At 40.6% G+C, this 23,570-nt stretch carries 22 protein-coding genes; 7 read left to right on the forward strand and 15 right to left on the reverse strand.

Annotated features, from left to right (window positions below):
* Positions 1–2: 2 nt before the first annotated feature.
* Positions 3–1,025: a DUF389 domain-containing protein gene (locus tag NSMS1_RS14085; protein WP_224094352.1), complete on the reverse strand. Its 1,023-nt coding sequence runs from the start codon at positions 1,023–1,025 to the stop codon at positions 3–5.
* 252 nt (positions 1,026–1,277) lie between these two features.
* Between NSMS1_RS14085 and NSMS1_RS14090 the strand changes: the two genes are divergently transcribed.
* Positions 1,278–2,189 (forward strand): IS982 family transposase, encoded by a 912-nt coding sequence (locus NSMS1_RS14090; protein WP_224094355.1) that lies wholly within the window; start codon positions 1,278–1,280, stop codon positions 2,187–2,189.
* Positions 2,190–2,488: 299 nt separating this feature from the next.
* Here NSMS1_RS14090 and NSMS1_RS14095 read toward each other — a convergent pair whose 3' ends face one another.
* The 9 genes from NSMS1_RS14095 to nifH form a co-directional block, all read right to left on the reverse strand.
* Positions 2,489–3,589 carry an ABC transporter ATP-binding protein gene (locus NSMS1_RS14095; protein WP_224094357.1) on the reverse strand — a complete coding sequence of 367 codons (1,101 nt, stop codon included), beginning with the start codon at positions 3,587–3,589 and terminating at the stop codon, positions 2,489–2,491.
* A gap of 5 nt (positions 3,590–3,594) precedes the next feature.
* Entirely contained in the window at positions 3,595–4,479 is an 885-nt protein-coding gene (locus NSMS1_RS14100; protein ID WP_224094359.1) for a carbohydrate ABC transporter permease, read from the reverse strand.
* Positions 4,480–4,482: 3 nt separating this feature from the next.
* Positions 4,483–5,394 carry a carbohydrate ABC transporter permease gene (locus NSMS1_RS14105; RefSeq protein WP_224094361.1) on the reverse strand — a complete coding sequence of 304 codons (912 nt, stop codon included), beginning with the start codon at positions 5,392–5,394 and terminating at the stop codon, positions 4,483–4,485.
* A 55-nt stretch (positions 5,395–5,449) separates the two neighbouring features.
* Positions 5,450–6,763 (reverse strand): ABC transporter substrate-binding protein, encoded by a 1,314-nt coding sequence (locus NSMS1_RS14110; RefSeq protein WP_224094369.1) that lies wholly within the window; start codon positions 6,761–6,763, stop codon positions 5,450–5,452.
* 626 nt (positions 6,764–7,389) lie between these two features.
* Complete coding sequence (locus tag NSMS1_RS14115) at positions 7,390–7,827, reverse strand: response regulator (RefSeq protein ID WP_224094371.1); 438 nt, start codon at positions 7,825–7,827, stop codon at positions 7,390–7,392.
* A 298-nt stretch (positions 7,828–8,125) separates the two neighbouring features.
* Positions 8,126–8,848 (reverse strand): Crp/Fnr family transcriptional regulator, encoded by a 723-nt coding sequence (locus NSMS1_RS14120; RefSeq protein ID WP_224094373.1) that lies wholly within the window; start codon positions 8,846–8,848, stop codon positions 8,126–8,128.
* Positions 8,849–9,111: 263 nt separating this feature from the next.
* The gene (locus NSMS1_RS14125; RefSeq protein WP_224094375.1) at positions 9,112–9,798 is read right to left on the reverse strand and encodes a Crp/Fnr family transcriptional regulator; all 687 of its coding nucleotides are present in this window, start codon (positions 9,796–9,798) and stop codon (positions 9,112–9,114) included.
* Between the two features lie 975 nt (positions 9,799–10,773).
* The gene (locus NSMS1_RS14130; protein ID WP_224094385.1) at positions 10,774–11,577 is read right to left on the reverse strand and encodes an SDR family NAD(P)-dependent oxidoreductase; all 804 of its coding nucleotides are present in this window, start codon (positions 11,575–11,577) and stop codon (positions 10,774–10,776) included.
* A 482-nt stretch (positions 11,578–12,059) separates the two neighbouring features.
* The gene (gene nifH, locus NSMS1_RS14135; protein ID WP_067767564.1) at positions 12,060–12,950 is read right to left on the reverse strand and encodes a nitrogenase iron protein; all 891 of its coding nucleotides are present in this window, start codon (positions 12,948–12,950) and stop codon (positions 12,060–12,062) included.
* Positions 12,951–14,400: 1,450 nt separating this feature from the next.
* Here nifH and NSMS1_RS14140 point away from each other — a divergent pair.
* Positions 14,401–14,622, forward strand: coding sequence for a hypothetical protein (locus NSMS1_RS14140; protein WP_224094387.1), 222 nt, complete (start codon positions 14,401–14,403; stop codon positions 14,620–14,622).
* Positions 14,615–16,852 (forward strand): ATP-binding protein, encoded by a 2,238-nt coding sequence (locus NSMS1_RS14145; RefSeq protein ID WP_224094389.1) that lies wholly within the window; start codon positions 14,615–14,617, stop codon positions 16,850–16,852. Before NSMS1_RS14140 ends, NSMS1_RS14145 begins: the two co-directional genes overlap by 8 nt.
* Here the strand turns inward: NSMS1_RS14145 and NSMS1_RS14150 are convergent.
* The 5 genes from NSMS1_RS14150 to NSMS1_RS14170 form a co-directional block, all read right to left on the reverse strand.
* A complete protein-coding gene (locus tag NSMS1_RS14150; protein ID WP_224094391.1) occupies positions 16,849–17,250 on the reverse strand; it encodes a hypothetical protein in 402 nt (133 codons plus the stop codon). The genes NSMS1_RS14145 and NSMS1_RS14150 overlap by 4 nt on opposite strands.
* A 51-nt stretch (positions 17,251–17,301) precedes the next feature.
* Entirely contained in the window at positions 17,302–18,000 is a 699-nt protein-coding gene (locus NSMS1_RS14155) for a Crp/Fnr family transcriptional regulator (RefSeq protein ID WP_224094393.1), read from the reverse strand.
* A 71-nt stretch (positions 18,001–18,071) separates the two neighbouring features.
* Entirely contained in the window at positions 18,072–18,494 is a 423-nt protein-coding gene (locus NSMS1_RS14160) for a response regulator (RefSeq protein WP_224094395.1), read from the reverse strand.
* A 289-nt stretch (positions 18,495–18,783) separates the two neighbouring features.
* Complete coding sequence (locus NSMS1_RS14165; RefSeq protein WP_224094397.1) at positions 18,784–19,596, reverse strand: type 1 glutamine amidotransferase; 813 nt, start codon at positions 19,594–19,596, stop codon at positions 18,784–18,786.
* A 134-nt stretch (positions 19,597–19,730) separates the two neighbouring features.
* Positions 19,731–21,056: a MurT ligase domain-containing protein gene (locus tag NSMS1_RS14170; RefSeq protein WP_411908685.1), complete on the reverse strand. Its 1,326-nt coding sequence runs from the start codon at positions 21,054–21,056 to the stop codon at positions 19,731–19,733.
* 259 nt (positions 21,057–21,315) lie between these two features.
* Here NSMS1_RS14170 and NSMS1_RS14175 point away from each other — a divergent pair, with 259 nt between their 5' ends.
* The 4 genes from NSMS1_RS14175 (at position 21,316) to NSMS1_RS14190 (ending at position 23,473) form a co-directional block, all read left to right on the forward strand.
* Positions 21,316–21,903 carry a thylakoid membrane photosystem I accumulation factor gene (locus NSMS1_RS14175; protein ID WP_224094401.1) on the forward strand — a complete coding sequence of 196 codons (588 nt, stop codon included), beginning with the start codon at positions 21,316–21,318 and terminating at the stop codon, positions 21,901–21,903.
* 166 nt (positions 21,904–22,069) lie between these two features.
* On the forward strand, positions 22,070–22,678 hold the full coding sequence (locus NSMS1_RS14180; protein ID WP_224094403.1) for a hypothetical protein: 609 nt from the start codon (positions 22,070–22,072) through the stop codon (positions 22,676–22,678).
* Positions 22,679–22,821: 143 nt separating this feature from the next.
* Positions 22,822–23,172 (forward strand): transposase, encoded by a 351-nt coding sequence (locus NSMS1_RS14185; RefSeq protein WP_224085447.1) that lies wholly within the window; start codon positions 22,822–22,824, stop codon positions 23,170–23,172.
* Positions 23,138–23,473, forward strand: a complete 336-nt coding sequence (locus tag NSMS1_RS14190) for a transposase (protein WP_224085446.1) — start codon at positions 23,138–23,140, stop codon at positions 23,471–23,473. The genes NSMS1_RS14185 and NSMS1_RS14190 overlap by 35 nt, the downstream gene beginning before the upstream one ends.
* The last annotated feature ends 97 nt before the right edge of the window (positions 23,474–23,570 follow it).

Genomic DNA, 23,570 nt, shown 5'->3' on the forward strand with positions numbered 1-23,570 from the left:
TTTTAAATTTTAGATGGAGTATTCTTTGAGGGAGAACTTGTAACTTCCTCAATTTCTCCTACTTCAAAAATGAGCATAAAATGTTGACCCATTTCTTTTTCTAAAAATTTTTCTAATAGTGCTACTTGTTTTGGTGTAATAGGTTCTTTTGTGCGAACACTTAAACGAACTTCTGGTGGAGTGCTTAACCAATTTACATCACTATTTAGTAGTACCAACCTTTGAAAAGTCACAGTTCTATTAAGCAATGCTTGTTTTAAACTTACTTCGAGTCTGGCTTGTCTAATTAACTGATAAAAGCTGATGCTTAAGGGAATAAAAATTATTGCTGTTAAAGCTAACGTCCATGCTAGGGCTTTTCTTGCACGTTTAAATGACGTGCAACCCGTTAGTAAAAACGTCAGCATACAAGAAAGAGTGATTCCTAACAAATTGGTGAGATAAAGTAGAGATGCACCGAAACTCAGTGACCAATTGACTTGCGATAAACCTAAACCAATCACACAAATTGGTGGCATAAGCGCAACGGCGATCGCAGTTCCGGCTAAACTTTCAGAAATTTTAGGTTGCACCTTAGCAAAACCACTAATTCCCCCGGCCGCTACAGCAATACCTAAGTCTAATAAAGTAGGTCGAGAACGACTAATAATTTCGCTACCAAATTGTGGCAGTGCCACTAAGTAACCGATAATACAAGCTAAAATAATTGATATAGTTGTTCCAAGGGTAATAGCAGCTACAGCTTTACGGAATAAGATGAAATTACCTTCTAATGCTCCAAATGCTAGCCCACGAATTGGTAACATCAGAGGCGCAATAATCATTGCACCAATAATGACAGCAGCACTATTAGAAAGTAATCCTAATGTGGCAATTATACAAGAACCCAAAATCAGGACAATATAATTGGTATTAATTGTTGATTCTTCTAATAAGCCGTTACGTAAATCTTGTAATTGCAATGGTGTAATTCGGTTATTTTGAAAATTGTTAAACCGATTGCGAATACCTCTTATATTTACCACAATGCCTCAAGTTATAGTTTTTTGAAGGCGATAATTAACCGTCAACAAGTCAAGACATTTAATCTCAATTACAACCTGTCCTAGACTTAATGTAACGTGAGTTCGATGGACAAGAAAGCCCAAAAAGGTTGCTAGGGAATAATTTGAGAAATTGGGTAGGTCAAAAAAGGACTAAGATTTGTGGGGAATAAGTAAAAAAGGCACAAAAAATGCCGAGACTAAGAATATCTAACAAAAATAGGGGTCTCGGCTATGTCTACCATTGTATCTCGCCTCGACATCACGCAAATTTTCTGCGACATAGATGATTTGTGTCAGCAATGGGAAAATTTATGGCAGCAAGTACCACAATTGCCATCGACAACAGGAGAACGGCGTAGTCAATCCCGAATGCACTTATCCGAAGTGATGACAATAGTCATAGCCTTTCATGGCAGTGGATATAAGACTTTCAAGGAATTTTATACACTGCAAGTTTTGCCTGGTTGGCGTGAAGCATTTCCCAATTTGGTCAGCTACACAAGGTTTGTGGAATTGATGCCGTGGTGTTTAATGTTATTATGTTGCTTTTTACATACACGTACAGGAGAAATTACAGGGATTAGCTTTATTGATTCCACACCGATAAATGTTTGTCATAACGCCAGAGCGCATTCTCACAAGGTATTTAAAGGTTTAGTTAAATGGGGAAAAAACTCTGTGGGCTGGCATTTTGGATTTAAACTACATTTGATTATTAATGATTGTGGAGAATTATTAGCATTTTCCCTAACTCCTGCCAATGTGGATGACCGAAAACCAGTCCCAGACATGACTCGTGACTTAATCGGTAAACTTTTTGGTGATAGAGGATATATATCTCAAAAATTATTTGAGGAGTTATATCAACGAGGATTGCAGTTAGTCACAAAATCTCAGAAGAAAATGAAAAACCGCTTGGTCAAACTGATTGATAAGATTCTGTTACGCAAACGTGCTGTCATTGAATCAGTCAATGACCATCTCAAAAATATATGTCAAATAGAACACTCTCGTCATCGCAGTCCATTTAACTTTTTAGTTAACTTGATGGCTGGTTTAGCTGCTTATACCTATTTGCCTAAAAAACCTTCGATTGATATTTACCCAAAAGACTTACCTGCACTACCTCCTGCCATTTTTTAGTTCCTTCGAACTCACGTTAATTGAATGTAAGTTCGATGAACCTCTTCCCAACCTATTTCCACATCGGAGAAGGTTTTTTCCATCTGTCGAACTTACGTTAATTTTGAATTTGGCGGAAAGTTCTGTAGGCGGGTTTACCGCCGTAGGAAACTTTTCAAGACGAATTTTGAATTTTGAATTAAGTAAGTCGGTGGGAAAAAACAAAACTAAGTTAAGAAAGGTAAACAAAGCTATAACCCTCTTCCCTCCTGCCTCCTGCCTTGCCATAGCGATAATTTTTAACACTGAGCTACTTAGTATTAACCCCTCACACCTAACATTTGCCGCTTAACAAGTGCATGACCAGACTCAACATCAAACCAGTGGATATTCTCAGGGGGTAATGCTAGGGTAATATCCTCGCCACTCCAATTTTGATCTATTGGCAGCAAAGCACGTACTGTCAACGCTCCAGTTGGTGAACCTTCAACCCTGACACTGACCAAATAGTGCATCCCCAAGTTTTCTACTAAATACACTCGCCCTCTGATAGTTTGGGTATCACCGCTTTGAGCAATACGAACATTTTCTGGGCGGATTCCCAAGACAATTTGGGGTGGTACAGTTGGTAGGTCTGGCAAACGCACTTGGAAGTTACCCAGTAGCGCGGATCTTCCCTGACAGGGTAGAGTTAGCAAGTTCATTTGAGGACTGCCAACAAATCCCGCCACAAATAAGTTAGCTGGATGGTTATAGATGCGGTCTGGTGGGTCAAGTTGCTGTACGTAGCCATTATTGAGCAAAGCTACTTTTGTGGAAAGCGTCATCGCTTCTGTTTGGTCGTGGGTGACGTAGACTACTGGCACTTTTTGGGCGGCGAAAATTTGCTTGAGGTCGGCTCTAACCCGCTCCCGCAGTAGTGCATCCAGGTTGCTTAAAGGCTCATCTAGCAAGTAGACATCGGCATTACGCGCTAAAGCACGACCAACAGCAACGCGCTGGCGTTGACCTCCAGACATCTGACCAGGCTTACGGTTCATTAATTCCTCTAATCCCAAAACCTCTGCCACTTCTGCTACTCGTCGTTTAATTTCTGCGGTTGAAACTTTTTTCAGCTTCAACCCAGAAGCGAGATTTTCGTATACCGTCATGTGGGGATAGAGTGCATAGCTTTGGAATACCATTGCAATATTGCGCTCGGCTGCTCGTTTATGGGTGACATCCACATCCCCAATTTTGATTTGACCGCGAGTAGGTTCTTCAAGACCAGCAATCATGCGTAGGACGGTAGATTTACCACAGCCGGAAGGGCCGAGGAGAGTCAAAAACTCATGGTTATCTACAGTTAAGCTAACGTCTTTAACAGGAATAACTTTGGGATTATAGGTTTTATTCAAATTTTTGAGTTCAAGTTTAGCCATTTTTCTTATCCTTTTACAGCACCAGCCGTCAAACCTTGGACAATTCTGCGTTGGAAAAACAAAACTAGTAAAACTAGGGGTATAGTCCCGATGACAGTTGCAGCCGCGATGGGGCCATAGGGAATTTCGTATACACTTGCACCACCTAATTGAGCAGCCGCCACGGGAATTGTTTTCAATTCTTCGCGGGTCATAAATGTGAGGGCGAAGATAAACTCATTCCAAGCAAAAATGAAGGTGAGAATGCCAGTTGTGACTAAGGCGGGAAGGGTCATTGGCAGGACAATTTGCCACAGCAGTTGAAAGGTGTTGTAACCATCGACTCTAGCGGAATCTTCTAAGTCCTTTGGTAACTGCTCGAAAAAGCTTCTCAGGACTAGAATTGTCAGGGGTAAATTGATGGCGGTGTAGGGAATAATTAGCGCCAAATAGTTGTTACCCAGTCTGAGCGCTTGAATAATTTCTAACAATCCTAAGAACAGCAAAATTCCCGGAAATAAAGTCACGATGAGAATGCTGGCAAGGATGGCTTTTCCACCCCAAGGGCGTAACCTTGCCAAGGCATAAGCAGCAGGTGCGCCGATCACTAAAGATACAGTTGTAGAGATAATTGATACAAAGGCACTATTAAAGATGTAACGCCAAAATGGGCGACGAGTAAATAACTCAATATAGTGATTGAAAGTGAATCGCGTGGGAAAGTAGACAGTAGGAACAGCCGCGATATCTTCATTGACTTTAAACGAGGTGAGCAATTGCCACAAAGCTGGTGCTAGGCTGAATAGTACCACTAAGACAACAGCTATAGGCAGCAAGATTTTTTTAACAGAAAACTTAGTTCCTCCGGTTGGTTTTGGAGTCGTAGGAATTGTTTGGGGAGTTACACTCATAGCTTAAATGGCTCCTGATGATCTGGCACGGTATTTATTTAATAAGAAACTTGCGATCGCCACCGCAGCAATTAATATGAGAAATGTCACCACAACTAGGGCTGCACCATAACCAAAATCTAAGTAGCGCATCACTGTAGAATAAATGTACAATGACACCACTTCAGTAGAGCCACCAGGGCCACCCCCAGTCATCACTGCAATTAAATCGAAAATCCCAAAAGCTTGCGCAAACCGAAACAGCACTGCAATTAAGATTTGTGGCAGCAGCAATGGCAAGGTAATATTGCGGAAGCTTTGCCAAGCAGTTGCCCCATCAACCGAGTAAGCTTCATAGAGGTCTTGTGATATCGACTGTAAGCCAGCTAACAGGAGAATACTAATAAATGGTGTAGTTTTCCAAACATCAGCAAACACCACTGCTATCATTGCCAGCGTTGGATCTCCTAACCAGTTAATTCCCGTGTTAATCAACCCCAACCGTCGCAGAATATCGTTGACAACTCCAAACTGGTCATTAAAAATCCACGACCATGCCAGCCCAATCAAAGCTGTAGGCAAAGCCCAAGGTAAAATGGCAATTGTACGTACTATACCCCGGCCAAAAAACGCCTGATTCAGCACCAAAGCAATTCCCAACCCTAGCAGTAGTTCGGATATGACCGATGCTGTGGTGAAAACAGCCGTTGCCCATAAACTCTGCCAAAAACGACCATCCCCCGCCATCCGCACATAATTATCCAAACCAGAGAATACGGGTTGTAACTCCGTTCCCAAGTTCCTAGTAAATACACTTAACCAGAATGCCCGTAAAATTGGGTAGGCAAATACAAACAACAGCAGCAGCAGTGCAGGTGCTAGTAATATCCAGGCTGTGCGTTGTTCCCGACTTCGGAGTGTTTGTGAGTTAGTCATTGGTCAGTTATCAGTTATCAGGTGATGTTCACTGTCAATTGTCAATTGTCAACTGTCAACTGTCTCTAGCTCCTAACAATCTGCGCGTTTCTGCTGCCGCAGCTTGCATTGCTCGTTCAGGAGCCATCCGTCCGGCTAGGGCGGCGCTGAGATAACGCTGCAAAATATCTGAAGTTTGAGCATACTGGGCAATGGGTGGACGCAAAACTGCATTGCTCACAACCTCCAGTAGTTGGGGATAGTGGGGGTATTTGGCAACTATCTCTGGGTCGGTAAACAATTCTTTGCGACTTGGTACAAAGCCTGCGGTTAGAATGAAGCGGCGTTGTGCTTCTTTGCTCGTAAAATATTGAATCGCCTTCCAAGCTTCTTCGGGATGTCTGGAGTTTTTGGCAATGCCTAAACCCCAACCTCCTAGACAAGCTGCTCCCGTTTGTCCAGGAGCGTGAACCATTGGTTTAATTGCAACTTTGCCCCGAATTGGCGAATTTTCTGCCTGGGCTAGAGGCCAAGCGTAAGGCCAACTACGTAAAAATGCTACTTGACCACTTTGGAACAAGCGCCGGGTATCTTCTTCTTGGTAGGTTGTAACTCCAGAGGGCGAAATACCTTCTCTGACCGTATTACGCAGAAACTCAATGGCTTGTAGTGTTTCTGGTCTATCTAGTCCAACTTCCAAGTTATCGGGATTTACCCAAAAGCCACCAAAGCCTTCAAGGACTTCGATAAACATTGCCACGAGTCCTTCATATTGGCGACCTTGCCACAAATAGCCCCAATTCACTTCGTCCTTCTTCTGCAAGATTTGGGAAATTTGCATTAAATCAGCAAAAGTTTCTGGTGGCTTGAGTCCTGCTTGTTTGATTAAATCTTCCCGGTAGTAGAGCATTCCCACATCAGAACGCATAGGAATGCGGTAAAGTTTGCCTTGGTAACGTCCTCCTTCCACATCCTTATCGGAAAATGCTGCTAACTCCTGTTGCGAAATGCGGTTATCTAGGGGTAGCAACCATCCAGCCGCCGCAAACTTGGGTGTCCAAATGACATCCATATTGATCAAGTCATAAGGAGACTCACCTAAGATAAAAGATGAGGTATACAAGTCTTCTAGCAAGTTTGTTGCATTTGGCCCTTCAACTAGATTGAGGCGAATGCCTGGGTTAGCAGCCTCAAAGTCTTTGATTAAACCCTGTCTCCAAGGTTGGGCATCAGGGGCGGTGATTAACATATTCAGGGTAACTGGTCGCTGCGCGAGTGCTACCCAACTAAACAAAATGATCCCCAATAGGGTTGCCAGAAAGGCTCCCAGACGCAACAAACTTTGTTTTTTGATGAATTTTTGTAGTTTGTTTATTGGTCGGTACAACATTATCAATATAGCGATCGCTAGTGTTAATTAGTTAGAGATGAAAACATGAATTACCGTAAAAAAAGATTATTTTGTTTTCCTCAGTTACAGTATAAATACTTATAGACGATGAATCAAAAATCAAAAAAACAAAATTATGCTTACTAAAAGATAAACATAAGCATTGTAAATAAGTTAATTTTTGCTAATGAATTAAACACGTACACTCGTGCCGTTAGACAGCAATAAACTATCTCTTAATACAGTTAAAATTTACTGTTATTAATGTAAATTAATTTCTTATACTTTGAATAAGCAACTTTCTAAAGATAGAGTTAACTATATAAATGAAGTTCCGCAAGTAGTAATTTTCTTTATTTTATATAAATATTTTTTATTATTAAAAAATTTACTTTTTTTAATATTTAATTATTTGCAGTTAAGATTCTAAATAGATGACGTAGGAAACTCTTCTCTATACTGTTTTTAGTTTCTCTAGCCTCCCCAAGTTAAAAGCTAATTCCACCTCTACACCCCAAAACCCAGATTTTTGGGACACAAAGTTAAAAATCTACTCCTATTAGGGGAATACAGGAGGCCTGGTTATGTGCATTACTCTACAGAATTAGTATGAGGGAAGTCCATACTCAAATTAAGGAGTTTAAAGATTTTATTTGTACAAGATTAACAACTTTTTCAACTAATTCATCAAGAGCAAAAGGTTTACAAACAACCTCCTGAAAACCAGCCTTAATTGCTGCCTTATGATATTCTGAATCTAAATGATATGTAAGAGCGATCGCAGGCAGAAATTCTCCATATAAAGCTTCTTTATTCCTAATGGAGCGAATTAGTGAATAACCATCTTTTCCAGGCAGTCCGATTTCACTGATCAAAATATCTGGTTGCCACTCTTCTAGTATCTGTATTGCATGATCAACAGATATTGCTGTTTTAATTTGAGCTTGGCAATCTTCAAAAATCAACTTAATCATGCACAAGCAATCATCATTATTATCTACGACAAGTAGCCGTAAACCATTAAGAGATGGCGATTCCGTAAAAGGTATTTGGCCTAAAAGCACTGTGTCTTCTATGTATAGATTGCAGGAAATTTTCGGATAGAAAATGTTTCTCCTATGTAATAATTGCAACTATGAGTAAAAATCAGCATAACGTTCATTATTTACTTATGAACACTTTTATGAAGAAATTAAAATAACATTTATTTAGATGTCTTTAAGTTTACACTTGCTTCATCTCAGGAGTCTGTACGGTTCCGCACACTAACGCTTAAGTGTCAAGCTTTTTCGCTATGGCTAACCCCAACAGAGTTACAACATGATAAAACATTAGTTTCATGCCGACCGCAGTTTACCATAGCTAGCTCTGTATATGTAGCAACCGAGCATATTCGTTTTTGATAATGGAATAACACTCACAAGATGTATCTTCCAAGTCTGACCGATTCAGAATGGTAATATTGCCACGCTTGTAGCTAATCATTCCGGCTTTGCTGAGAGTACCAGCTGCTACTGTAACACCAGAGCGGCGACAACCCAGCATTTGGGAAATAAATTCTTGTGTCAGAGGAAATTTATCTGATTGCATACGGTCAGAAACTAGCAACAGCCACCGGGCAAGTCGTTCCTCTATCGTATGTAGGCGGTTACATGCTGCTGTTTGTGTAACCTGAGTGAATAGTGCTTGAGTGTAGCGCAACAGCAAACTTTGAAGCTCTCCACCTCGATGGAACTCCGCTATTAGTATCTCGGCTTTCATCCTCATACCACTGTCTGGAACTTGAACAAATGCGCTTGTATTTGTAGAGTGACCACCCCAAACTACAGGAAGACCCACTATACCATCATTGCTCACCATACCAGCTTCAACGGTCGAGCCATCTGCTTGGTTACAGACTAAAGAAGCTATTGCCTGATGAGGAAAATAGACGTGTGTGATTGGTTCACCTGTATGGTAAAGGACTTGATTAAATGTCAGTTCTACATGCTCTAAGTGAGGAATGAGACGTTGGTACTCAGTCTGGGAGAGTGAGGCAAGTATCTTATTTTTTATTGGTAGATGAGGCTGGTTAGATATGGGCATAAAAACCTCCAAGCGCCTGTTTTGCGTAGTTCAGCAACTGATGGCAGCTTGAGAGGAGTTAGGGACTAATCCCAATGTGTCAAAAGGTGAATTACTTTGTTTAGTTGCAGACTTAACGATTTACAACGGGAGCATCAGCGCATACAGCAGTAACACGTTAGCCTGATGTCTTCCTTAATGTTAAACTATTCAATGATTGTGCGATCGCAGTTCTACACACACCCACTAGTACCAATTTTGTAAATTACTAACCACAGGAAGCTTTATATTCTTAGCAACCTAATATACTCTTTTTTGATAATGGAATAACATTCGCAAGATGTAGCTTCCAAATCGTCACGATTCAAGATGGTAATATTTCCCCGCTTGTAGCTAATAATTCCGGCTTTGCTGAGAGTACCTGCCGCCACTGTAACACCAGAACGGCGACAGCCTAGCATCTGAGCAATAAATTCTTGCGTCAGGGGAAATGTATCTGATTGCATACGGTCATGGACTATTAGCAACCAACGAGCGAGTCGCTCTTCGATGGTGTGTAATCGATTGCAAGCTGCCGTTTGTGTAACTTGGGTAAACAGTGCTTGAGTGAAACGCAGCAGCAAACGTTGAAGCTCTCCACCCCGATGGAACTCCTGTATTAGTACTTCTGCTTTCATCCGCATACCAGTACCAGCCGCCTGGATAAACGCAGTTGTTGTTGTAGAATTGCCACCCCAAATTACCGGAAGTCCTACCATACCGTCATTGCTGATTACACCGGCTTCAACAGTCGAGCCGTCTTCTAAGTTACATACCAAAGAAGTTATTGCCTCATAGGGAAAATAGACATGGGTAATGGGTTCACCTGCTGTGTACAGCACTTGCTTAAGTAAAAGATTTACAGGCTCTAAGTAGGGAACTAGACGTTGATACTCAGTAGATGACAGTGAAGCGAGTATCTGATTCTTCATTGGTATATGAGGCACTTTAGATACAGACATTAATCCTGTGTTGTCAATCTAGAAAAAATTTCAAAGCTTTGGTTTTATGAAGGTTTGAGGCTTTATCTTCGCTCTAGAAACTAAAAATTCTAGGCATAAAAGGAAAACCAAAGCCCCTGAACTCTTGATGGATTACATTTTCTAAAAGTGACAAAAGACAGTTAAGAACCTTCAAACGTATCATTCTGCTTTAAACTTGTTTAAAATATCAAATTTGGTACAAAATTACACGCATTTAAAGACAGAAATCTGTACGGTTTCGTACCCTTGGATTGCTAAGTTCAAAAAACTTTGACCAAAGCCTGCTATACAAGCACCTCAACAGCGCATATATTTACAATCTTAAGGTTTTTATTATATATCTCAGTATAAATATTTATTGTTGGAATAGGAAAAATTAGACTGCGGAAGTCAGACTGTAATTAGGTTTGAGCATATTTGATTTTTCTCAAATTAGCTTTATTTGCTTAAGTCGTTTTACTGGTTTATTTCTTAGAAATTAAATTTTCTATAATCACCATAAACAATATAAATTCCTAAATTCATAAATGGATAAACGTTTGATTTTGTTAATTTTTCTTAAAAAAAGTTAATTAAAATGTCTAAAAATAAAATAATTAAAAAATATTTCATCTGAGAGGATGTTTGAAAAGTATTGCTTCCCCAAATCCAGTGCCTTAATAAGCTATCTTATAGAGACGACTTCGCAGTTTTATTGCGAAGTCGTGGTTCCATATTAATGGATTCATTCAAAATCCAAATGGGAGCTTAGAAACCGCTTATACACAAACAAAATTTGCCGATGCAGACTTAAAGACCTTAATTTTTGGTTATTCTGCAACCGCTACATCAAGCTAAATAAACTGTAATTAACAAGCTAAAGATTTTTACTTCTCTGTATTATTGAATGCAACTTAAAAAATATTGACAGCAAACTGAAAACAATTACTTATCCTCCTGCATATTTCTGACTATTTTAGTTACCAGATTTCTAGGTATAAATCTTACACTTTTTGCCATTATTTTATTGATTAGACCAGGAATCACAATTGTTTTGCCTTTCATTAAAGCATGATAACCAATATTTGCTACAGTTGCAGCATCCATCATTCTTTTACCCTTAACTAGTTTAGAATCTGCCATTCCTGTTCTTTCATGAAAAGCAGATTTTGTTGTGCCTGGACAAAGAACTGTCACAGTTACACCTGTACCTTCCAATTCATTAGCAAGTGCTTCTGAAAAAGATAAAACGTAAGCTTTAGTAGCAAAATAAACCGCCATTAAAGGCCCTGGTTGAAAAGCCGCAGCTGAAGAGACGTTTAAAATTTTACCTTTCCCTTGCTCAACCATAGTTTTTAGGAATAACTTAGTGAGATGAGTCATACATACCAAATTTACCTGTAGCATTTCTAATTCATCAGTAAGATTAGTTTCATGAAATAATCCATATGTACCAAACCCAGCGTTATTCACTAGCACATCAACTTTAATATTGTCCTGTGCTAATTCTTGAAAAATTTCTTCAGGAGATGTTGATTTGGATAAATCTTTGATAATCGATTTAACAGAAATGCTAAATTTATCTTGGAATTTATGGGCAATTTCTTGAAGCTTGCCCTCTAGCCGATCTACTAATACAAGATTGTAGTTGTTTTGGGCAAAGATGTACGCTAATTCATAACCAATACCATTAGCTGCGCCAGTAATAAGCGCAGTCTGCTTGTACTTAAAATTCTCTGTTTTATTCATCTTAGATGTTAGGTAATTCAATAGATTAACTAAGTAATTCAACTCACTTCCTCACACAGCAAGCGTAAATAATTCCTACTAATTCACGCTTTTACATTCTTAATTATTGTTGATGAAAATGAGCAATCCGTCCAAAATTATATCTATTCAGTTTCTTAGATTTTGTATGAAGACAAACTTTATGAAAAATACTTGGTTTTTCTTGAACAAATGAGAGACTATAGCTAACCTTTTTAAGGTCAATACGGTTCAGTTAAGCTTTTGATCCCCCCTAGCCCCCCTTAAAAAGGGGGGAACAAGAATCAAAATCCCCCTTTTTAAGGGGGATTTAGGGGTATCTAGAAGAATTGGGTTCTACTAACTGAACCGTATTGTTTTTAAGGTAAATATTACTAGATTGTAGAAGGTGAAAATTTCAAAACCCCGGTTTTTATCAAACCGAGGTTTTGTTTGCTCAGAAATGATTTATGACTACATCAAAATTACTTGGTGCTTTCAGCAGCTGTACCAATCATTTTTGCAGCATTTTCTTCGCTTTCAAGAATACCAAATTCAATCAACAACTCTTCTAGTTCTTCCATTTCAATTGGGGTGGGAACTTTGAGATTTTCGTTATTGATGATTTTGTTAGCCAAAATCCGGTATTCGTTAGATTGGTTGCTGTCGGGTGCGTACTCGTTAACTGTCATCCGGCGCAACTCAGCGTGTTGAACAATGTTGTCGCGGGGTACGTAGTGAATCATTTGGGTGTTCAAACGTTTTGCCAGAGTTTCGATAAGTTCGATTTCTCTGTCAACGTTACGGCTGTTACAAATCAAGCCACCTAAACGCACACCGCCTGTATGTGCATATTTCAAAATACCGCGAGCGATGTTGTTTGCAGCGTACATCGCCATCATTTCGCCTGATGTAACAATGTAGATTTCTTGTGCTTTATTTTCGCGGATAGGCATTGCGAAACCACCACATACAACGTCGCCTAATACGTCATAGGAAACGAAGTCAACATCTTGGTAAGCACCATTTTCTTCTAAGAAGTTGATGGCGGTGATAATACCACGACCAGCACAACCTACACCAGGTTCTGGACCACCAGACTCAACGCACTTCACACCACGGAAGCCGGTGAGCATTACTTCTTCGAGTTCTAGGTCTTCTACTGCACCACGTTCAGCAGCCAAGTGTAATACGGTGGTTTGTGCTTTGGAGTGGAGCATCAAACGGGTGGAGTCAGCTTTGGGGTCGCAACCGACGATAAGGATGCGCTGACCCATCTCTGCCATAGCGGCTAAGGTGTTTTGAGAGGTGGTAGACTTACCGATACCGCCTTTACCGTAGAAAGCGATTTGTCTGATTTTTTTGTCAATACTCATGGTTGGTATTTTCCTACAATTAATTTATCTATGGGCTGGAAATTTACATGAAACTTAAGGCTGAGGAGTGTTTGCACATATGAGGTATTGACAAACAAACAGCACAAAAGATTAAGGTCTAGAACATTGGCTATTCATTATTAGTCTTACTTGGTAACTAATAATCAATAAGTCAATTACTTTGATTGCCAAGTTCTAGCGTAAATAGTGATGATAGGTGGTGGAATGAGGATAGGGAAAGTTCTACCTGAAAATGCAAGCGAAAATTGAGAAAAGCTTGACATAAACTTGGCAGGTTTTTGTAGAATACCCATCGGTTGCTCAAGCCTTGAGAGTGTTTACAGTAGCAATTTACTTTTATTCAGGTTTGTACCCGAACCTAACCAACCAAAATTGCAATACACTCTCAATGGTTTCTACAAATTTACTATTTAGGATATGTCATGGCTTGTCATCATTTTCATAACGCGCACCGCACAATATCATCAGATACTAAGCAGTTTTCGCGCTTGTGCTATTGCTGAGAAATAGTCCTGAAAATTACTCTATCCTCTCGTAATTAATTCAAGAAAATTAATTTTTCATGACAAAGATATAATATTAGTCCCTGCCAATTACTTACAACATAGTTGATAAAGTCGGTAATAGATAATAGCGAATGGTTTACTGTTTTCTACCATTACCAATAGTTATCAACTTCCAAAATATGATAAGTAATTATGCGGACTTATCTTTGTTTAGTCAGCGTTCTAATTCTTCTGGAATGCCATTTTGTACTAAGAGTCTTTCTTCCCAGCCTCCTAGAGTAATTGTTTCTGGCTGATAATACTAGCTTGTCTAGCCAAATCTAACTAGTTATTACCTAAGCAAGTTATGACTGACTTCAAGTTTGTACCAAGGTTAGTATCCAGTTTGTCTGGCTGATTTCTAACGTGGCTAGAACTTGTAGTGATATTGAAGTGGATCTACCACAGCAAAAGGATTCTATTGAGTTTACCCCAATATTTTTCTTGAAGCCTTTTTGCATTCTTGCTTTTTTGATTCCTATTGTCAGCTTAACACGCTTTTGCTAATTTGTTGATTTGATTTTGAATTATATCTTGGCAGTAGGTTGTTCTTAGAAAATATTTTGCTTAAACATTAATACTGTATTGGTATTCCTCAAATTATAAAAATTTCCCTGACATTTTAATCTTTGGTTTTTGTTAGATTTGAACTTATATAGTAATCGGGTTTGATTACTTAACCAATTTGCATATACAAGGAATAGAAGACAGAAGAGAGCGAAGAAATAGGGACAGAGGTACTAAATTTAAAAAAAAATCAAAGATGAATCCTATGCTTACCTCGCGTTATAAAAATTTCACTATCTCCCTTAAGAAGGTGAACAAAGTTATCCTATTTGTCCTATTATGATTTCACTTAATTAAAAGCAGTAATGATCCTGACAATGCCAAAATCCGTAGAGATGGCAAATTTAGTGCATGGCTGGCGACAGCATCTCCACCTGTATCAGGATAGATTCGCTGCCAAATTGGGCGTTGCTGACAAAATGGGGAATTGGTGGCAGCTGGGGCATACTTTAGAGAAGGCAAGGTTAGGGCGATCGCTAGACGAACCTGAGAAAGCTTCTTTAAAGCATTATTTCTCAGGGGAGGAATTGAATGTCTGAGGCACAGCCTGTAAGTTTAGATGACATTTTAATTACAGCCTCTTTAGCCGAGCGATCGCCCAGAGTTGCTAATTTACAAGCAGAAATCCGATCTCTGCACTCACTAGCTCGACAACTAGCACAGCAACCGCAAACCATGCTGCAAGCTCTAGTGGCTACAGCTGTTGAGCTTTGTCTGGCGGGAAGTGCTGGCGTGAGCTTACTTGATGTAACTCCCGATGGGGAAGAAATATTTCGCTGGAGTGCGATCTCTGGTAGCTTAAAAGAGTATGAGCAAAGAACAACACCTAGAAACTATAGTCCTTGCGGCATATGTCTAGATCGTCAAGCGCCTATTCTTTATTCTTATCCTGAACGGTACTTTACTTACTTGCAAACAGCAAAACTTAGTATCGTTGAAGGTCTAGTTATTCCCTTGATGAATGGTGATCAGCCATTAGGTACGATCTGGATTGTGTCCCATGACCCAGCACGGCAGTTTGATGCTGAAGACTTAAGGATCATGACCAGTCTCGCTGATTTTACCTCTGCTGCCCTTGACAGTATTCACTTACGTCAAACGACTGAGGTTGCATTGCAGCATCAGCATTTTCTCGCAAATGCTACTAAAGTTTTGGCAGAGTCGATTGATTACAAAACCACACTATTGAATATTGCACAACTGGCTGTACCGTTTCTGGCTGACTTATGTTTCTTTGATGTCCTCAATACCGATTCTCAGATCGAAAGAGTAGGCTGGCATCACCGCGAACAGGATTGGTTTGAGCAGTTACAGCATTATTTACAGTTGCCAGATTGTGAAAGTCATCTATTTACGAACCTGCTTGACAGTAGTCAGGCTAACTTTGTGCCTTATGTCACCAAGGCGTGGCTACAAAATGCTACCACCTGTGCTGATTGTCGGCAATTTATGCAAGAGTTTCAGGTGCGATCGCTAATTAGTGTGCCTCTGATTGCTCATGGTCATCATCTGGGAGTATTAACCGTTTGCTTGACCGCAGACTCTGATCGCCAATACATTCCAGCCGACTTGGCAGTGGCAGAAGAATTAGGACATGGGGCAGCATTGGCTTTATCTAACGCCCGGCTTTACCAGCAGGCACAGGAAGCCAACCGCATCAAAGATGAGTTTTTGGCAGTGTTATCGCACGAATTGCGATCGCCCCTCAACCCCATTTTAGGTTGGCTACAGATGATCAAAAGAGGTAATTTGAGCGCCACTCAAACTGCACAAGCTTGGGCAACGATTGAGCGTAATGCCAAATTGCAAGCCAAATTGGTTGATGATCTACTAGATGTCTCTGCTATTTTGCAAGGCAAGCTTAGTCTCAATGTAGAGCAAGTTAATCTAGTGGCTACAATTCAAGCCGCCATCGATACTGTGCAGTTATCAGCCCAAGCCAAATCAATTGAGATCAACACAAGATTAAATTCTCAAGTCGTGACTATTTTGGGTGATGCCACTCGTTTACAGCAAGTCGCCTGGAATCTTCTCGCTAATGCGGTTAAGTTTACACCCCAAGGAGGGCGGGTGGAAGTCGGGTTAGAGCAAATTGAGGGTTATGCTCAGATCGTGGTGAGTGACACAGGCATTGGCATTGATCCCAATTTTTTACCTTACGTGTTTGACTACTTCTGGCAAGTCGATGGCGCAACTACCCGCCAGTTTGGGGGACTGGGTTTAGGGTTGGCAATTGTGCGTCAGATTATTGAGGCACATGGAGGAACGGTGTGGGCAGAAAGTCTGGGTAAAGGACAGGGGGCAATTTTTACACTGAGATTGCCATTGATGCCTGCTCAAGCTACCAAAGAGGGAGATAAGCTTTTAGAGGATGCGGTTAATTTGCAGGGAACTCAAATTTTAGTAGTAGATAATGAGCCAGATTCGTTAGAGTTCATCGCTTTGGCGTTGGAGCAGTCTGGAGCAAATGTGATTACAGCCAATTCCGCCGCCGAAGCGTTGCAATTGTTCACCCAATCTCAACCGACTTTACTAATTAGTGACATTGGTATGCCAGATGAGGATGGCTATATGCTGATGCAGCAAGTCAGAGCGCTCCCACCAGAACAGGGTGGGCAAGTTTTAGCGATCGCCTTAACTGCTTATGCGGGGTATGCTAATTATCAGCAAGCAATAGCAGCAGGCTTTCAGCACCACTTAGTTAAACCTGTTGATCCAGAGGTGTTAATTAAAGCAATTACTGATTTACTCAAAGAAAACCAACCTTAATACACCGGACACAACCGATAGAGGATGTTCTTCAACTGTTGCCCATCTTCTAGATAAGTCACATAGTCATGATCACCGACCTGAATATTCTGCCCTTCCATATCTTCCCCATATTTCTCAGCCATGATAATAATCGGTGTGCGGCTGTTCAATTCTGTGTTACGGCGAATTTGTTGTCCGAATACAATCATTTCATTGATTGATTTCCCAAACTGGTTCAGTAAAATCAAGTCAAAGCGATCGCGTCCTCGTTGGGTGCGTTGAATAGCATCATCCTCATCAAGCGCCATAATTACTTCATAGCCACAATTTTGCAGGTTATACTTCAGCACAGCCCGAACATCATCATCGGATTCAACAACAAAAATACAAGGTGATGTGGTGCGTAGCTGATTCATAATTTTCGCTAGGGAGAATAATAGATAAATAAAACTCGATAAGTGGTACCGTTATTTTTCTCCTAGTAAGCGATCGTATTCAGTTTTGATTGTTCTGAAACATTCACAGGAAGAGGCTTCTAGCCCAGACTGGTTCACAATCTGCACATGACCCCGACGATATTTGATCAGTTTGCGCTCTTGTAGTTTCTGCGCCGTTAGAGTCACCCCTGCTCGCCTTACACCCAGCATCATGGCAATAAAATCCTGCGTCAGAGGTAACTCATTGGAGTCAATTCTCTCTTGTGTTTCCAGCAGCCAGCGCGGTAAGCGTTGTTCTAGGGTGTGGAGAGAGTTGCAAGCTGCTGTTTGGGAAACTTGAGCCAGAAACGCCTGAGCATAACGCAGCAACAAGTCCCGTAGTTCACCATTGCGATCAAATTCCTGCCTCAGTATTTGGGCATCAATTCTCATCGCCCTACCTGCTACTTGGACGACGTATTCTGTTTGTGTGATTTCACTTCTGCCCATAAAAGCATTAATCCCCAATACTTCCCGATTACCCACCATCCCCACCTCTGCTGTCGCACCATTGAGCATCGTAATCGTGATCGAGAACAGACAGTCAATTGGAAAATAAAGATGAGTCAACACATCGCCTGGTCTATGAATCATCTCACCTTGGGCTAAGGTGACAAGAACCAGATGAGGCGTAAGCCGCTCTTGCACATCCGCAGACAGCATAGCTAGTATTTGATTTTCAGCGTTCATGGGAGCCTTAGAAAGTTTGCAAGAGAGGCTCTCCTTAGAATACATCTCAATTGAAAGGTTAAGGTTTGTTATTAACAGCAGGCCTTGGCTGACATTCCTTGTCCTGTAATATGAGCGATTGTGGCAATTAACTCGTCAACATTTATTGGTTTAACTAAGTATCGGCAAAATCCAGCCGCGAGGGCATGAAGGCGATCACTTTCTTTAACGCATACGGTGAGTGCGATCGCTGGAATCTCAACGCCATAAGTTTTTTCCCAGGCTTTCACTTTGCGGATGAATGAGTATCCATCATCATCGGGCAGCATGATTTCGCTGATCAAAAGGTCTGGTGGAGCTTGTTGAATTATGTCGAGAGCTTGAGTGGCACAAATTGCTGTGGTTGTCTTAACCCCATATTCAGCAAACAAAACCATTAGTAGCACACAAGAATCAAAATCATTATCCACTACTAGCACTCGTAAACCTTTTTGCAGCGAAATTGAATGACACATATCTGAGGCAGTCTATCATGTAGAAGGGACAATGTGGCACAATATAAGCTATAAATTCTCTTTACATAAGGCAAAAAAGCAGCAAAGAGTTTTTACAATTAACCCAATAGACAAAATACTGGTTACAGAAACAAAGTTCAGTACAGTTTCGTACACTAGAAGCAATTTAAGTATATCCAGTGTTAGTAATGTGTCATTTTTATCAAATTTTATATAATTAAAACGAAACAACCCCTCATACCATATAGTTGAGGAGTTGCTCATAAATACTTTACTATTAAGGTAAATTTTAAACTTTAGCTACTACAGTAGACTTTGGTGGGTTAACTTGCAACTTTTTAAACATTGCTTCTCGTGCCTGCATAGCTAAAGTATCATCTAAAGGTTGTAAAGTAATTGGCTGCTGATACTTTAAGCGTAATGCTGTTTGAATTAACCAGTCTGCAACAAAGGGATTTTTAGGTAACAATGGCCCGTGAGAATAAGTAGCGATCGCATTCTGATAAAATGCACCTTCAGTACCATCTTCACCATTATTTCCTAAACCATAAACCACTTTTCCTAAAGCTTCTACCTTACCTAATTTAGTCCGACCACCGTGATTTTCAAAACCTACTAAATAGGCTTTGCTTCCCGTCATTTCTGCTAAATCTTTCGCCAAACGGCTGGCTGTAACTTCAATGACCAAGTTACCGATACAACGCTTTGTATTCTCCCCAGGATGGATAGAAACTAAATCAAGTATTCCTAACCCTTGAATACGCTGTCCTAACCCTGGTTCGTAATAATGTCCTAATAACTGGGGTGAACCACAAGTAAAAACTCCTGGTGTGCCATTTTCAATTTTTTCACGCATTGCATCAGCTTTCGCACCTTGCAAATCACGCATAACAATTTCTTGCTGTCTATCTTGTGCGCCACCACCAACTATCACATCTACAGATTTAATATCATCTGCTGTAGCATTTTGGTCTAGAGGTAATACTTTAACGCTATATCCCCGCCATTGGGCGCGACGTTCTATAGTAATCACATTACCGCGATCGCCATAGGTACTCATCAATGTAGGATATAGCCAACCGATTGTTAATTCTAGGGTCATATTTTTAATTCGTAATTCGTAATTCGTAATTTGTAATTGGGGATGAGGGAGTAACCCACCCCTAACCCCTCCCAGGAGGGGAATAGCAGGGGAGCAGGGGAGAAAGAACTACTAACCACTGACAACTGACCAATTTACAGAATTTTCCTTCCCGTTAAGACTTCGCGGACTTCTAGCATGGCTGAATAGGTGGGGAGGATGTGGAGGGTTTCGGTTGTTGGGGTGTGTTCTAAGGCTTTGGCGATCGCTTGATGTAAATCTTCTTCGACAATTAAGTTAAGATTACTATCCGCCGATTTTTCACTATAACGCAGACGTAGCGCCATATCATAAACGCGATCGCCACTGACTACTAAGGTTCCTCCCCGTTCGACTAATTTTTCTGTATCTACGTCCCAAATCCAAGATACATCTGTGCCGTCGGGGGTGCGATCATTTAATACTAATAATGTGGTTTTATCTGTGCTTTGGGTGACGACGCGAATTGTTTCATTCGTCCCTACAGGATTTTTAGATAATAAAATTCTTACCCGTTTACCATCAATTACTAAATCTTCCGCACGGCCGAAAGCAGCTTGGAAATGATTAATAGTATCTCTGATTGTCGCCTCATCAACACCTAATTCTATAGCTGCGGTTGTGGCTGCTAAGGTGTTGTATTTGTTGTACAAACCAACTAAGATTTGCGGCCATTCCTTACTTGCTAATACTGGTTGACTTTTACTAAAACCGCAACTTGGACAAGTAAAATCTCCCAGGTGAGATAAATATACACCTTGGTAATCTAAAGAATGTCCACATTGAGGACAATAGATAGAATCAACAGCGTGAGGAATAGCTTCTAAATAATTTTCAGGTTCATTTAAGCCAAAGAATAAGACCTTTTGCTGTAACTGCTGACCGAGAAGCGATAAAGTTGGGTCATCAGCATTGGGAATTACCACGGTTTCCGGTGGAAGCGTCGAGATAACCTTAGTCCACCGCTTGCTGATAGTATCTACTTCACCGTACCTATCAAGTTGGTCGCGGAACAGGTTTAAACAGAGGATAATTCTTGGTTGGAGTGGCTTTAATACCTTGGGAACAATATTCTCATCTACTTCCAAAATCGCATAATCGACATCTAGAGTCCCCACCAAGCTGGTGCTTTCTAGCAAAGCAGTCATCAACCCATTTTCCAGATTTGCACCCGTCGAATTATGACAGACACGATAACCCTTATTTTCTAAAATCGTGCGTAACAGCAGCGAAGTGGTAGTTTTACCATTAGTACCAGCGATGATAATAACCCCATTTTTCACCTGCTGACTCAATAATTGTAAAAGCCTGGGTTCAATTCGCCGCGCAATTGACCCTGGTAATACACTAGCAGCACCCAGACGCAGCGATCGCACCAAAAAAGTCACGCTTTTCGCCACCGACACCGCAAAACCCAAACGCACTCTATCTATAATTTTCATAGTCATTAGTCATTAGTCAATAGTCCATAGTCAATAGTCCATAGTCATTAGTCCACAGTCAATAGTCCAAGTCATTCTCCACTGCTTCTTCGTCTCCCCCCACTCCCTCATCTCCCTCATCTCCCCTACTTCCCACTCCCCACAGTACCCACTAGGCGCTATCTTAAAAAATAGTATACGGGCGTAATTATATATCCAGTCCACGTTGCCTAATTCAGCACATACCGAAGACAAATAGTAACTTACAAGGTTCTTTTTGATGATTAGTATTGAGTTTTCTTTTTTACATAAAAGCATTGCTGACTGGCGAAGGTTGGTTTCTAAATGCCTGTTTTTGCTGATGTTTCTGTTAATTTTGGGGATGCAGCCAGCATTTGCGGGTATAAACGATGATGTTTATGACGGCAATATGTTCGTGGTTTATGCTGGTAATGGGTCATTAGTACCATCCAAATTTACCCTAGCCCAAGCTTTGGCAGAACATAAACCTACAGTTTTGGCTTTCTATTTAGATGACAGCAAAGACTGTAAGCAATATGCGATCGTGATTTCGCGGATACAAGAATTTTACGGTAGAGCCGCCGAGATTATCCCTATTAGTGTTGATACTTTCCTCGCTAAAAAGACTTATGAACCCACCGAACCAGGATATTACTATTCTGGGGGTGTGCCTCAGATTGTAGTGTTTAATCAGTCTGGTGAGGTAGTTTTTAATAAGAAAGGTCAAGTGCCTTATGAAGAAATCGACGATAAAATGCGGGAAGTGTTTGATTTATTGCCTCGTACCGAATCAGTACAATTAAAAAGGCGATCGTTCAATGAGTTCAGTAGTGAGTTAGCCAAGTAACATTGGGGGTAGACCAAATTGGTCTGCCCTAATTTTTAGTGATATCCGTTACTGCATTCCTTATTATGGCAAGAGATAATATCGAATTAATAGTCCAGAGTCCATAGTCAACAGTCAATAGCTCAAAACAATAACTAATGACTAATGACCAATTAAGTGTGTTTTGATGTCAAAGGTTTATACTACAGAAGAACTAATCCAGATATTGGCAACTGAACGTCAAGCTTGCCTTAAAGGAGAACGTTTAAAATTGGAAGTAACAGTTTCTGGCAATCCCTTAATTGACCAGTTTATCAAAGCAGAGGGATTACAAAAATTTACTGCCTATCAAGACTTTAAAAATGCGATTCATGACTATCAAAAAGAGCATCAAGTTTCTGGTATTGTCTGGAAGGAAGTATCAGTAAAAGGCAAAACATTACGTTATCCAGAAGTAGATACTCAACTAACTGCTTTAAGCAGCGATTTAGAAATATTACAAGGGGCTAGAAATTCTATTTTACAATTCTGGTATGAAGTCTCGGCCGGAATGGATTTATATTTGAGTGTTAATAATAATAAACAGCATCAGTTAATTCTGCTGTCTGATGTAGAAAGGATTGTCCAAAGAACAGAATGGGCTACCTTATTGAAGTGGGAGAATCCTAACTTTTTAGAAATACTTTTACAGTTAGGATGGGGCAACCCAGAAGAAGCGAGTTATAAACGCGGTAGACCAAAATCAGGTAGTGAATTTATTCACGCAGTCAATCCTGGTAATCTTCCTATTGGATAGCTGCTTGATTTGGGATGCGAACAATATTTTAAGTATTCTCTGGATATATATAGCAGTTTCCAGGGGAGAAACAATATGAACCTATCCCACTAATACCAGCAATATGATAATCTGCTGTTGAAAACGGTAAGTTGTATCAGGGTATGGCGGGGAAATTTGAAGGGTTAAGTGATATGGAGTGGAAGTTGTTTGAAGATATATTCCCCAAGGAACCAGAAAACAGAGGAAGGGGAATGCCTCATGCACCATTTCGTCATGTACTGAACACGTTATTGTATATATTGATAACAGGATGCCGTTGGTGTGATGCTCCCACAGGAGAAATCTGGGCATCAAAAAGTGCAGCGCACAGATGGTTGCAACGTTGGGAAACGGACGGAACTTTGGAAAGTTTACAAGCAAGGATACTAGGAATTGCAGAGGAAAGAAGCCTAATCAACTGGAATTACGGTGCTGTTGATGGGTCTTTTTCCCCCTGGCAAAGGTGGCGGTGAAGGCGTTAAGTACGGTCATAAAGGTAAGGGAATTTTAATACACACCTTAACTGATGGTAATGGTATGCCCTTGGCTAATCGCACAACTCCAGCCAACGGTAGTGAAACAGATCAAGTGATACCACTGTTAGATAGTGTCAAAGTTAAAACGAATAGACCCGGTAGACCTCGTAAACGTGTTAAAGTTCTGGCTGCTGACAAAGGCTATGATTCCAAGGACAAACGGGCTGCATTGCGTAAACGTGGAATCAGACCTCAATTGCCGCGCGCGTGTTTGGAAGAATCGAAAAAATCGGGGTAGACCAATTAAAATTTCTGTTCCGCGTTTTCAACAAGAGCGCTGTTTTGCTTGGTTTCAAAGAAAATATCGCCGACTCGTTGTTCGGTGGGAAAGAATT

The sequence above is a fragment of the Nostoc sp. MS1 genome (assembly GCF_019976755.1).
GTDB lineage: Bacteria > Cyanobacteriota > Cyanobacteriia > Cyanobacteriales > Nostocaceae > Trichormus.

What these genes read in the sequence shown, in the direction of transcription:
- NSMS1_RS14165 (WP_224094397.1), bottom strand. Translation starts at nt 19,596, where the DNA reads ATGACCCTAGAATTAACAATCGGTTGGCTATATCCTACATTGATGAGT.
- NSMS1_RS14095 (WP_224094357.1), bottom strand. Translation starts at nt 3,589, where the DNA reads ATGGCTAAACTTGAACTCAAAAATTTGAATAAAACCTATAATCCCAAA.
- NSMS1_RS14150 (WP_224094391.1), bottom strand. Translation starts at nt 17,250, where the DNA reads ATGAATCAGCTACGCACCACATCACCTTGTATTTTTGTTGTTGAATCC.
- NSMS1_RS14105 (WP_224094361.1), bottom strand. Translation starts at nt 5,394, where the DNA reads ATGACTAACTCACAAACACTCCGAAGTCGGGAACAACGCACAGCCTGG.
- NSMS1_RS14090 (WP_224094355.1), top strand. Translation starts at nt 1,278, where the DNA reads ATGTCTACCATTGTATCTCGCCTCGACATCACGCAAATTTTCTGCGAC.
- NSMS1_RS14175 (WP_224094401.1), top strand. Translation starts at nt 21,316, where the DNA reads ATGATTAGTATTGAGTTTTCTTTTTTACATAAAAGCATTGCTGACTGG.
- NSMS1_RS14125 (WP_224094375.1), bottom strand. Translation starts at nt 9,798, where the DNA reads ATGAAGAATCAGATACTCGCTTCACTGTCATCTACTGAGTATCAACGT.
- nifH (WP_067767564.1), bottom strand. Translation starts at nt 12,950, where the DNA reads ATGAGTATTGACAAAAAAATCAGACAAATCGCTTTCTACGGTAAAGGC.
- NSMS1_RS14140 (WP_224094387.1), top strand. Translation starts at nt 14,401, where the DNA reads ATGCCAAAATCCGTAGAGATGGCAAATTTAGTGCATGGCTGGCGACAG.
- NSMS1_RS14130 (WP_224094385.1), bottom strand. Translation starts at nt 11,577, where the DNA reads ATGAATAAAACAGAGAATTTTAAGTACAAGCAGACTGCGCTTATTACT.
- NSMS1_RS14180 (WP_224094403.1), top strand. Translation starts at nt 22,070, where the DNA reads ATGTCAAAGGTTTATACTACAGAAGAACTAATCCAGATATTGGCAACT.
- NSMS1_RS14110 (WP_224094369.1), bottom strand. Translation starts at nt 6,763, where the DNA reads ATGTTGTACCGACCAATAAACAAACTACAAAAATTCATCAAAAAACAA.
- NSMS1_RS14155 (WP_224094393.1), bottom strand. Translation starts at nt 18,000, where the DNA reads ATGAACGCTGAAAATCAAATACTAGCTATGCTGTCTGCGGATGTGCAA.
- NSMS1_RS14190 (WP_224085446.1), top strand. Translation starts at nt 23,138, where the DNA reads ATGGGTCTTTTTCCCCCTGGCAAAGGTGGCGGTGAAGGCGTTAAGTAC.
- NSMS1_RS14120 (WP_224094373.1), bottom strand. Translation starts at nt 8,848, where the DNA reads ATGCCCATATCTAACCAGCCTCATCTACCAATAAAAAATAAGATACTT.
- NSMS1_RS14145 (WP_224094389.1), top strand. Translation starts at nt 14,615, where the DNA reads ATGTCTGAGGCACAGCCTGTAAGTTTAGATGACATTTTAATTACAGCC.
- NSMS1_RS14100 (WP_224094359.1), bottom strand. Translation starts at nt 4,479, where the DNA reads ATGAGTGTAACTCCCCAAACAATTCCTACGACTCCAAAACCAACCGGA.
- NSMS1_RS14170 (WP_411908685.1), bottom strand. Translation starts at nt 21,056, where the DNA reads ATGAAAATTATAGATAGAGTGCGTTTGGGTTTTGCGGTGTCGGTGGCG.
- NSMS1_RS14160 (WP_224094395.1), bottom strand. Translation starts at nt 18,494, where the DNA reads ATGTGTCATTCAATTTCGCTGCAAAAAGGTTTACGAGTGCTAGTAGTG.
- NSMS1_RS14185 (WP_224085447.1), top strand. Translation starts at nt 22,822, where the DNA reads ATGGCGGGGAAATTTGAAGGGTTAAGTGATATGGAGTGGAAGTTGTTT.